The organism is Acinetobacter sp. YH12116 (assembly GCF_013418895.1).
GTDB classification, from domain to species: domain Bacteria; phylum Pseudomonadota; class Gammaproteobacteria; order Pseudomonadales; family Moraxellaceae; genus Acinetobacter; species Acinetobacter indicus.
In genome coordinates this window covers 1-11760 of sequence record NZ_VPBE01000005.1, presented here as the reverse complement: position 1 = coordinate 11760, position 11760 = coordinate 1, and the positions used below count along the sequence as shown (strand labels likewise).

The 11760-nt window shown below is 37.2% G+C and carries 4 protein-coding genes and 1 pseudogene; 3 read left to right on the top strand and 2 right to left on the bottom strand.

Annotated features, from left to right (window positions below; genetic code table 11):
- Window positions 1-71: 71 nt before the first annotated feature.
- A pseudogene (locus tag FTU54_RS04965) lies at window positions 72-378 on the bottom strand (integrase); the annotation flags it as partial.
- A gap of 198 nt (window positions 379-576) precedes the next feature.
- On the opposite strand from FTU54_RS04965, the gene FTU54_RS04960 reads away from it, so the two are divergent.
- From FTU54_RS04960 to FTU54_RS04950, 3 genes are read left to right on the top strand one after another with little or no spacing between them, the layout of a single operon-like run.
- Window positions 577-2334 carry a ShlB/FhaC/HecB family hemolysin secretion/activation protein gene (locus tag FTU54_RS04960; RefSeq protein WP_180046038.1) on the top strand — a complete coding sequence of 586 codons (1758 nt, stop codon included), beginning with the start codon at window positions 577-579 and terminating at the stop codon, window positions 2332-2334.
- A gap of 44 nt (window positions 2335-2378) precedes the next feature.
- Entirely contained in the window at window positions 2379-8354 is a 5976-nt protein-coding gene (locus FTU54_RS04955; RefSeq protein WP_180046036.1) for a DUF637 domain-containing protein, read from the top strand.
- Window positions 8355-8373: 19 nt separating this feature from the next.
- Window positions 8374-9750, top strand: coding sequence for a hypothetical protein (locus FTU54_RS04950; protein WP_180046034.1), 1377 nt, complete (start codon window positions 8374-8376; stop codon window positions 9748-9750).
- Window positions 9751-9896: 146 nt separating this feature from the next.
- On the opposite strand, the gene FTU54_RS04945 is transcribed toward FTU54_RS04950, so the two are convergent.
- Window positions 9897-11162 (bottom strand): integrase arm-type DNA-binding domain-containing protein, encoded by a 1266-nt coding sequence (locus FTU54_RS04945; RefSeq protein ID WP_180046032.1) that lies wholly within the window; start codon window positions 11160-11162, stop codon window positions 9897-9899.
- Between the last annotated feature and the right edge of the window lie 598 nt (window positions 11163-11760).

Genomic DNA, 11760 nt, shown 5'->3' with positions numbered 1-11760 from the left:
TATCAAACTTGATGAGGGAAAAATATATTAATGCTTCTGCCATTTAAGGCGGAAGCATAGATTTTATGCTATTAATTTTGTGCATTACAAAACTCAGCCCAATCAGCCTTAAGCCTTTGCGTTTTTCGAGATATGCTACACGTAACTAAGCAGCTTCAACTTCATCTGGCAGCTTATGTGCAAGTACATGCTCACAAACTTCACGAGGGTAATCTGTTTATCTGCTGACCAGTCACGAAATGTAGAGTGGAAGCCATGTGTGGTAATCACTCGATTTTGTTTAGGGTCAATATAGCCTAAGTTATTTTCTTTAAGCTTCTGTTCATGCATGAACTTTATCAAAGTTGTTAAGGGTATGTCAGAAAGCATTTCACCATTACAGTGTACAAGAAAAATGAAAGCTTATAGCTGAATATGTTTTCAAATGAATTCAGGGAAACTACTTCTAAAATGTAAATAATAGAATTTATCATCTGGTAAAAAAGAAGAAATTGGTAGTAAGAAAGCATTGCAAATTTTAGATAAAAAAAGTAGATTTTGTTGTGTATTGAAAAGCTATATTAAAAAATGTAATTCATGAAAAAAATACTTTATTTAAGTCTTTGTTATGTTTGGGGAATAGGTAACGTACATGCTGCAGGAAATATCAATCTATTTGCTGCTAACGCTACGTTTCCGCAAGACTTATCGCTTCCTGAGCTCATTCGACAGGATCAACGTTTAAGTGATTTAAAGCAACAGCTGGATACCCAAGCTATTATCCAGCCTAGCTTGACACCTTTACTCAAAAAACAGCATCTTATTGTTACGGAAGAACCTTGTTTTGATATCCACACTATCCGTATAGATGTGACTGATTCACATCCAAAAACTCTTGATACTTTCAATTTTTTAAGCCAAATCCTCAATAAAAAAAGCAATACGATTGTAGAGCAGTGCATTGGTACTCAGAGCTTACAGAACGTGGTGAGATTCGCTCAGAATGAGCTGATCAAGAAAGGTTTTGTCACGACTCAAATTGTGGTGCCTGAACAGGATATGACGCAAGGGATGTTAAGGTTTGAATTGGTGCCAGGACGCATAGCTAAGATTAGACACAATGGCCCTGATATTTCAGTGCTGCAGTTAAAGACAGCACTTCCTTTTACAGAAGGAGATATTCTTAATATCCGCTCATTAGATCATGCATTAGAAAATTTAAAAAAAGTATCTGGATTAGAGGTTGATATTCAAATAGAGCCTGCTACAGAAGAGACGGCAGTAGGGCAAAGTAACATTCTGATTAGCACGCAACCTTATAAAAAACTTCATGTCAGCCTGTCTGTAGATGATTCGGGCAATAAAAGCACCGGACAATATATTGGTAACATTGGACTGACCCTGAATAATCCTGCCCGAATGAATGACAGTCTGTATCTTAATTTCAGCCATTCGCTTGATGATTTTGATCAAGACCGTAATAAAAGTTACTTTGCCAGCTATCAATTACCGTTCCAGACCTTTGACTTGAGTGCAACTTACAACTGGTATGAATACGATCAGTATGTTGCGGGTTATGAGAGTCCGATTTTATACAGTGGTGAAAGTCAGCAGGCTAATATCACCTTGTCTAAAATGTTGTTACGCGGAACCCAATATAAAACTTCCGTATATGGCAAATTTTATCAAAAGCAAAACCGCAACTATATTGAAGATATTGAAATCGGTGTTCAGCATCGACGTACAGCTGGCTGGCATGCGGGTATTCAGCATAAGCACTATATTGGCAATACCTTAGTCGATGTTGGGTTAGATTATCGAAGAGGGGTTGGCGCTTTTAATTCACTGGCTGCGCCAGAAGAAGAAATTACCGACATTTTTGGAAATCCACTTCCGGTCGAAGGTTACTCACGCGCACCACTTTGGAGCGCTGACTTGCGAATAAATTATCCTTTTAATTTATTCAGTCAGGCAGCTCAATACCGCATCAATTGGAAAGGACAATATGCGCCGAAGGTCTTGGTGCCCCAAGACCGCTTCTATATTGGTGGCCGCTATAGTGTTCGCGGTTTTGATGGGGAAATCATGTTATCTGGAGATAATGGGCATTTCCTGCAGCAAGAAATAAATATCAACACTCCCTTGAACAGCCAAGTCTATCTAGGGGTAGATCAGGGCTGGGTTGCTGGAGAACACAGTATTGCAGGGCAGTGTTATTTAGCTGGTGGAGTTACGGGAATACGTAGCTACTACCAAGGGCTATATCTGGATGCTTTTGTTGGACACGGACTGGTTGCACCACAGCGTATGAAAAAAGAGCTTATTACAGGCTTTAGTCTAAATTATTCCTTTTAAACCTTTGAATTTAAAAACTTGATTTAAAAATAGAAGTACTTTCAATGAATAAAAATCTTTATCGCATCATTTTCAGCAAACCCCGCAATATGTTCATCGCTGTAGGGGAAAATAGTAAAAGCCAAACCAAAGCTGCTGGGGAGAGTGCAAAAATAGCGATATCTCCAGGAACTCATGATAGTACAGCTTTACACCAGCATTGGGTAGTGAAAAGCTTGGTGGCCAGCATGAGTATATGGATGTCTGTAGCGCCTGTATATGCACAGATTCAGGCAGATCCGGTGGCTAATGCAGCGAACCGTCCAGTCGTGGGCGTGGGAAAGAATAGCCAAGGTCAAAATGTACCTGTAGTCAACATTCAAACCCCAGTAAATGGTGTCTCCCATAACATCTATAAACAAATGGATGTGCTGAGTAATGGTGTAGTCTTGAATAATAGCCGTACAGGTGCCGGTTCTGCCATTGTGGGAAGTGTAGGAGCAAACCCATTTTTAGCTAAAGGTGAAGCACGGCTTATTTTAAATGAAATCAATTCAACTGCAGCAACCCGTTTTGAAGGAAATCTTGAGGTTGCCGGTCAACGTGCAGATGTCGTTATAGCTAACCCAGCTGGTATTAATATTAAAGGTGGCGGTTTCATTAATGCCAATAAGGCCATTTTTACCACAGGCAAGGCACAGCTAAATGCGGATGGAAGCCTAAAGCAATTTGTTGTAGACCAGGGTAAGGTGACGGTTACAGCCAACACAGGTTCAACTTTAGGTTTAGGTGGGAACAACAATAATGTTGATTATGTAGATATTTATGCACGTGCGTTAGACTTGAATGCACAACTGCATGCTAATCAAGATATTAATGTCATTACAGGTGCAAATACCATCTCAGCCGATCTTGAGAGCATTGACAGTAAAACTTCAACAGTTGCAGCACCTGCATTGGCAGTAGATATTAAAAGTTTGGGCGGGATGTATGCCAATAACATTTTTCTGATGGGGAATGAAAAGGGCTTAGGTGTCACGAATGCAGGTACAGTCCAAGCTGTAAATAATATAGTGGTGACCAATACTGGTAAAATTGTGCATAGTGGGACAATCTCAACCACAGATAAAAAGAATGGTTTGGTCAGCGTTGCCGGAACAGGAGCTGCTGCGGATATTGCTATAAGTGGTTCAGTGAATAGCTATGGCCTGATCAATATTGATTCTGATAATGACGTAAATCTGAATGCAAAAGATATTACGCTAAATTATGATGCCACAACTCTGAACTCAGCAGCATTGATTATTGGAGCTCAAGGTAATCTAAACTTAGCCACCGGGACCAAAATTAATAACCTCAGTACAAATGGGGACTTATATGTCGATGCTAAAGGGATCAGTCTGGCAGCAAATTCAGAGTTACGTAGTAACCGTGGTTCTGCCAATATTAATGCCAATGAAAGTTTGGTGAGTAACAGCACAGCAAGACTGATCGCTGCGAAAGATTTAAATTTGACTGCCAACAAAGATCTGAAACTAATAGGAAATACCCTACAGGCCACGAGTGGTTCAATCAATGTCCAGTCAGCTGAAGAGGCACATTTGCTCCAAGTAGATGGTGGAACACTCTATGCCGGCAAAGACTTAAATATCTATAGCTCAGGTGATGTCAGTCTTAAAAACTTAAGCTTTAACCTAGTCAATAATGCTACACGTTTAAAAGATATCAATATCTACAGTGGCAAAAATCTGACTTGGGATAATAAAGCGAAACCCTTAGCTAAGATTTCAGGAAAACTACAACTTGAAGCCAAGCAAGGACTAGAGCTTGCGGGTACGGCGCTCCATGCAGCCAATGGTATTGTCACCCAGTCTGATACTCTAAACTTGAACACGACAGTAAAGTCAGATCAGGGCATTGACTTAACGACACATAATGCCATGTCTTTAGCACAAGGCACATCGTTAACTGCAGTCAAAGATGTCAATTTAGCCTCATTACAGGGCAGTATTCAGGCACAAAGTCTGAAAGTTAACTCCACTGCAGGCCATGCATCGATCATCGCCCATGAAAATGTAAACTTGAATTCGGTCCAAACCACTGTGCCCGCGCCCCAGGCCGATCGTGATGAACAGATTACAGATAAGACCGTGATTAACGCAGCTCAAGGAATTGTAATTGCCAGTGCAGAAAAAGGTACAGTCAGTGTTAATTCCGCAGATTTAACTACAGTCAAAGGTGATTTAAAAATCCTTGGACAAAATGGTGTAAATCTAGATTCCAATATTGATGTGGTTGTTGGTGGTGGAGATAATGGATATGACACTACTCTTAGCAATCAGCTCGAAGGCCAGTCTGTATCAGTCGGAACTAAAAAGGGTAATATTGATATTAAGAATACTGTGTTGACCTCAACTGTAAACCAGCTACATCTAAACAGTGAAGCAGGCATGCTCAGTGTTGCAGACAGTAAGCTGCAGTCTAAGGGGAATACTGGAATTTACGCCAAGGATATTTTGGCTCTTAAAAATATCACAGCGAACTCAGATCAACATTTAGCAGTCAATTCAAAACGAACCCTATATCTGAATGCAGATTATACGCCGACCGCTACTGTGTGGCATCCATCAGCTAAAACCAACTTAACAGCAAAGGGTGTTTTGTCCCTTACTGCAACGGGCAATCAGGTGATGCAGAATGCCCAATTGACAGGTGGTGCTATTTTATTAGAGACCACAAATTTATTTATGAAGCCAGGTCTGGTCTTCAATGCCACGGGAAGTGATCTATTAAAAAATGATAGTAAACTCAGTAGTTTAAATGGTGATTTAAGTATTCAAACTACCGGAACTACTGGTTTAACAATTGACCCAAAGATAATAAATTTATCTGCAATTGGTGATATTGAACTTATTGCAAAGAATGGTCATTTAAAATTGGCTGGTTATGGTGGTATGAAAGGTAATGGTTCAGAGCAAATTGTAAACTTAGTAACAAGTAATGGTGGGATTAATTTAATTGGTAAATCTATACAGTTAGATGGAAGTAATTTAAATGCTAAAGGCGCTATAAATTTAGTAGCCACTAATGGGGATATTGTTGTTGATGGTATAAAAAATAAACATGTTAATGCACCTCATACTTTAAATTATCAGATGCTTTCGAATGAAAAGAAAAATAATGATCAATTTATCGCAGCAGCTAAAGCATTGTTAGTTTCGCAATATCCTACTGATCAAATTTTATTAGCAATACTTGGACCCCAATATGTTCTTAATGAGATTGCGATTGCTGAAGAAAGAGGTAAAGCAATTCAGTCAGATATGAATTTCTATTTGTCTAATATAAATGGTTTTGAGCATAAAAAAGCTAATGTTGTAAGTAACACAGGAAATATCGAAATTAATGCAAAGCAGGGAATTTTATTAAGAGCAACAGATGTTACTAGTCCAGAAAAAATCTTAATAGAGTCTCAAGGTACTTTACAAAAAACTAAAACCTCTAAAGAACTTACTGAGCAACTGGATGCAGGTATATTAATAGATGGAGTAGTTGATAGTTTTGATTTTGGTGTTGATACAGGTGCTAATTATCAAGTTAGAGAGAATTTTGTTGCGAATCAAATTAGGGGCTCAAATGGAGTAACAATAAATTCATTAGGTGAAAACTTAACAGATAATTTAGTTATTCAAGGTGCTGATATTATTTCGTGGTATGGAGATGTTGATTTACAAAGTGGAAAAGATATTCAATTATTAACTGGTCAAGATCAAAGTTATGATAAATCAACGCAAACAACGACTAAAAAAACTTGGTACGGAAAGAAAAAAACTACACAAACTATTTATCAAGCTCAAAACTATTCTTCAATTCCTGTAAATTTACAAGGTAAAAATATTTTATTAAAAAGCAAAGGAGATACGGTTTTATATTCTACAAATATGGATGCATATGGCGATATTGATATTAAAGCTAAAAATATAAAACTACTTGTAACTGATGAAATAAAAAGAAAAGAGACTACTTCAAGAAAAAAATCTTCATTTTGGGGATTTAAATATAATGATTCGACCTCAAATTCATCATATAAAGAAATTACACAATTACCTGTTAAAGCAAAAGCTGATTATATAAGTACTAAAGCAGCATTTGATACTCTTCTACAAGGTTCAGAATTTAACTATCTATCTGGCGCTTCAATAACTGCAGGAGGAACAATTACATTAACTTCGGCAACTACACTCATTGAAAATACTCTTCATAAAGAAAAAAATTCAGTTGTTTGGCAATCTATGCAGGATACAGGCTCAATTACTGAAACAGCAAAACTGCCAAGTTTTAATGGACCAGTTGTACCAAAGTTTGAAGCGAAAGGCGGACTAACAGTACAAGTGCCTGTTGTTTCTGGCCAAAACAATGATGTTCGTGCTGAGGTGATTAAGCTTTCTAATCAGCCTGGTAATGAATATTTGAAAGGGCTTATTGCTCGAAAAGATGTCAATTGGGAAGCGGTTAAACTTGCTCAAGAGAATTGGAATTATAAGCAGCAAGGTTTGACAGGCGCTGGCGCCGCAATCATTGCAATTGTTGTGGTAGCAGCGACTGCAGGCGCTGGAGCTACAGCAGTAGGGGCATTAGGGGGAACAGCATCTACTTTGGGGGGATCTGCAGTTGCAATGAGTCAGGCAGCAATTACAACTTTAGCAACACAAGCGAGTGTAAGCCTGATTAATAATGGTGGAGATATTGCTAAGACTTTAAATGAGCTGGGCAGTAAAGAGTCGGTAAGAGGTTTAGCTACAAGTATTGTAACAGCAGGTTTGTTGAGTCAAGTAAGTACAGCTTTAAATCTTAAGCCTGATAGTACTTATTTTCCTGATCGTTTAATGAATAACTTTGCGACTTCTGTCGGCTCTACTTTAGTACAAACTGCTATCAAAGGGGGAAATCTCGAAGACAATTTACAGGCTGCTTTATTAGCCGGGTTAGCAGGGGCATTACAGGGAGAACTAGCAAGTCAAATTGGTACAAGTCTAGATAAAGTTGATCCTAGTGCCTTTGAATACACAATTCATAAAATTGCTCATGCTGCAGTAGGTTGTGCGGCAGCAGCTGCAACAAAAGCAAGTTGTGAGGCTGGGGCAATCGGGGCGGGTGTAGGTGAAATCGTCGCAGGATTAATGCCTGATCCTGCTAATGGCATTGAATATACGGACAATGAAAAACTCAAAATTCGAAATATAGGTAAATTGGTTTCAGGTACTGTTGCTGCATATGCAGGATATGATGTAAATACAGCTGCAAATAGCGCTGATACTGCGATTCAAAATAATTCTTTAGTTAAATTAGCGACTGCGACGGGTAAAGTTTTAGTTAAAACATTGGATGAATTTAACGCTGCAAAAAAGAAAGGTCTACAGTATACAAAAAGTGATCTTGTAAAATCTCTAAAAGAACAAAGTGCAGATGAACTAATAGGCATTGCCGATGATTTATTGACAGTATTTGGTAGAAGCACTTCTCCATTTGATCGCGCTTTAGCGGCAATAGATTTAATTGTTGGAACTGACTTAAAACCGGGTAAAGGAGATTCACTTAACCTTGCAAAGAATGAGCTTGATAAATTAAAAACAGATCGTTCCTATGTCCAAACAGTTTACCAAAATAAAGTTGATGTAATTACACGCAATAGATTGAATGGAAGGGAGTTTGAAGTAAGTGCTGCAAGCAAGTTAGGAATACAAAGAAATAGTAACCGAGAAATGATTACGGTTAGAACAGAAAGAGATGGACAGATCAATATCATTCCAGATGCATTTGGTAATGGGGGTACATTAGTTGAATTCAAAAATTTAAAGTACATCACTGATACAAAGCAATTTAGAGGGTATGCTGCGACTAAAAAGCCAGTAACATTAGTTATTAATCCAGATACTAAATACTCCAGTACTATTGAGCAAACAATCAGAGAATCTAAAGGGGCTATCTATACATTTGATCAAAAGACGCAAGCTCTTAAATTATTAAAAGATTTCAGTTAAATTTAGGAACATCATCAATATGAAAATTAGTACTGCGATTCGTACAAATATTTATACTCATCAAAACTTAGCTAATCCCGAAAGTTTCTTTCGGCGTATAAAGTTTAGATGCGAACATTACCCTGAATTAGTTCCTGAAAAATGCGGGTTTGGAGAGCCATTTAAAATTAAATTTTCTCAAGACTTAATTGAAACATTAATTCCTGATGATCGTGGCGGACAGGCTAGTAGTCTATACTGGTCTAGAGCTAAGAAAACAAAGGCTTGGGGGGCTTTTAGTGTTCCTATACATAATAATATGCATGCTATGGAGGTAATTCATAGTGAGTTAGAACAAACTGATCAAAATAAGCTAGTTGAATACGTAAAAAAAGTTTGTACGAAATTTAATGCTGATCTAACTATTATTGATATAGAGGTTAATGATAGTTGGAGTCTTGCTAACCCACATATTGGAGGAGTTGAGCCAACGACAGATCAATTGCGTAATTGGTTACCTGATATGTATTGGGGAGTAGTATTTGGTAAGCCATATATTGATTTGTGGGGAGATAAATTATTAAATGTACCTGCCTTTAAAGTTGAAAAATTATCAGATGAATTAATTTTTATACAATTAACAGAAAATATTAGTGACGTTGTAGAAAAATCTGAAGAAACTCGAATTAAGCGTGAAGAAGTTAAGAGTTTTTTAAACAACTATGTGTTTTATACACCCGAAAAAGGATATAGACCTGGGAATACTTTATGGTTTTTTTCAGGAAGATCAGAAAATAATCTAATTCGTATTCCAAAAGTAGAACATAGCCCTAAAGTTTTTAATATACCGCATTTTACATTTGAAGATTCAGAGCAATATATTGTGAGTGATACTATTCAAAATGATTCTAAAAAATTAAATCAACTCAGACTCATTAATACGGATATGTGGAAATTGGCTTTATCGCAAAAATGGCTTGTACAAGCTTATCCTGAAGAAAAAGCGGATTTATCAACTGGCACAGTTAAAGAAATTAGATTTTTTTATCAGCCAGAGTATTATGATTCACCTATTGAAAAAGAGTTGTTTATTGGTGCATGGGATCGACCTGAACAAGAAAAGACAAGCCGTCATGAATATACTGAATCTATTATTCACGCATTGATTAAGAGTTATCCACCAGCGGTATCTAAATGGTTTACAGTAAAAAGTAAGATTGAACATTTTAAAGAGTACTCAGAGCTCTATTTAGATCAAATAGACCAACAGGAGTTCAGTTTATTTCGTATAGCAATTAAAGTAATTATTTTTGATAGTTACTTTGTTAAGCTAACTTTTATGGATTATTGTTGTAACGATCTGAGTGAATCTAAACAGTACTCTGATCCAGTTTTCAGCTCATTTCAGGCTAAATAATAATTAACTATTATTTAAAAATTAATGAATTTATGCAGCCTGTAAATTGTTTTGTGAAACTGTCATTACAAATATAAAAAAAATTTATGAGCATATTCGTGCTTCTACTATTTAATGATGAAGCACGATTTTTACAATATTTATTTTTACGTAACACAAAACTCAGCCCAGTCCGCCATCAATCCTTTACGTTTTTCTAGATAAGCCCCACGTAAATATGCAGCTTCAACTTCATCTGGCAGCTTATGTGCAAGTACATGCTCACAAACCTCACGTGGATAATCTGTTTTGTCAGCTGACCAATCACGAAAGGTTGAACGGAAACCGTGGGTCGTAATCACTCGATTTTGCTTTGGATCAATATAGCCTAAGCCATTTTCTTTAAGCTTTTGTTCATGCATACGTTTGATCAGAGTTGTCAATGACATGTCAGAAAGCATACCGCCACGTGGAGCAGGGAAAATGAAATTTTGTTGCTGCGTATATGGTCTAATTAACTCTAGCAAAGCAATTGCTTCTTGAGATAAAGGTACGCGATGCTCTTTATCTGCTTTCATCCGTTCTTTCGGAATGATCCAAACCTTATGTTTAAAATCGATTTCCTGCCACGTTGCACCAAAAATCTCTCCAGACCGACAAGCCGTTAAAATCGTAAATTCCAGAGCCTTAGGTGAAATACCTTTTTTCTGCCTCAAGTGCTGAATAAACTCAGCTACCTGTTCATAAGGTAAGGATGGGTGGGGGCGTGATTCCTGTTTTATGTTACCCAATATAGGTTCAAGATTACCTTTCCATTCAGCTGGGTTATCCCCAACAAGATATCCCATAGCCTTAGCATAATCAAAAATAGTTTCTATACGACCACGAATACGTTTAGCTGTTTCGTTCTTTTCAATCCAGATAGGTCTAAGAACTTCGGCAATATCAACTTTTGTAATTGTGCTAATTGAACGATTGCCTAAAGCTGGATAGATATAGGATTCTAATGTAGATGTCCATTGCCCAATATGCTTTTCATTTTTCAGTTCACGGGTTTTATTGGCAATAACGACTTTTGCACACTCAAGGAATGTTTTGTCACGAAGTTTCTGAACATACAGCTTTTCTAGTTGTTCTTGTTTATGAGCAATTGGATCAATGCCACTTCGTATTTGTAATCGTAATTCAGTGGCTTTGGCACGGGCTTCAGCTAAAGAAACTTCAGGGTAGGGGCCGATACCAATATCACGACGATGAGGTTTCAACTTTCCATCTTTATCCAGACGTTTCCCCACAACAGCACGCAAAATCCAGACACGGGAATTACCCTCGACATTTAGACATAAGCCATCAACACCCCCTACAGAATGTCGACCAGTCGTTTTAATTTTTGCTACACTCAGAGCAGATAACTCTTTAGATTTCTTTGGCATATTATATTTTACCCCACAACCTACCCCTCATAAAATACTGGAAATAGTAGGATTGGGCAAGATGGCTTTGGATAATTAAAATATTAAATAATTGAAAAATATATGTTTATAATGTTATTTGGGATTGTTTAGGACTACTGTTAGACGGACACCGCTTCCGCCAAATTCAAAAAGCCCTGACATTGTCAGGGCTTTTTTTATTGCGCTCCGTTTTATTTTTATATTCTTTATATGGAGCTGATTTATTTTAAAGAGGAGAGCTAAGCATATTTTATAGGTATTATATAAATACCTTTAAGATATATTATTTTGCTTCGAATATCTAAAAATAAAAATCCATAAAATATGAAAAATGAATATTTATATAGATTGCTTTTCTATAAAATAATCATTGATAATCTTTCACCTGTCGCAATGTATATGCGACAGATGAAGATTAAAATCAATTATTTAAATTTTATAGGTTGACAGGGCTTTGTTGCACAAACCTATCTGTAAAGGGTTTTTCAGCGATATAATTTTCAAATGAAGAAGCCTGCACACAAAATCTACCGCACAACCAATTGGCCCGCATATAACCGAGCACTCATGAGTCGCG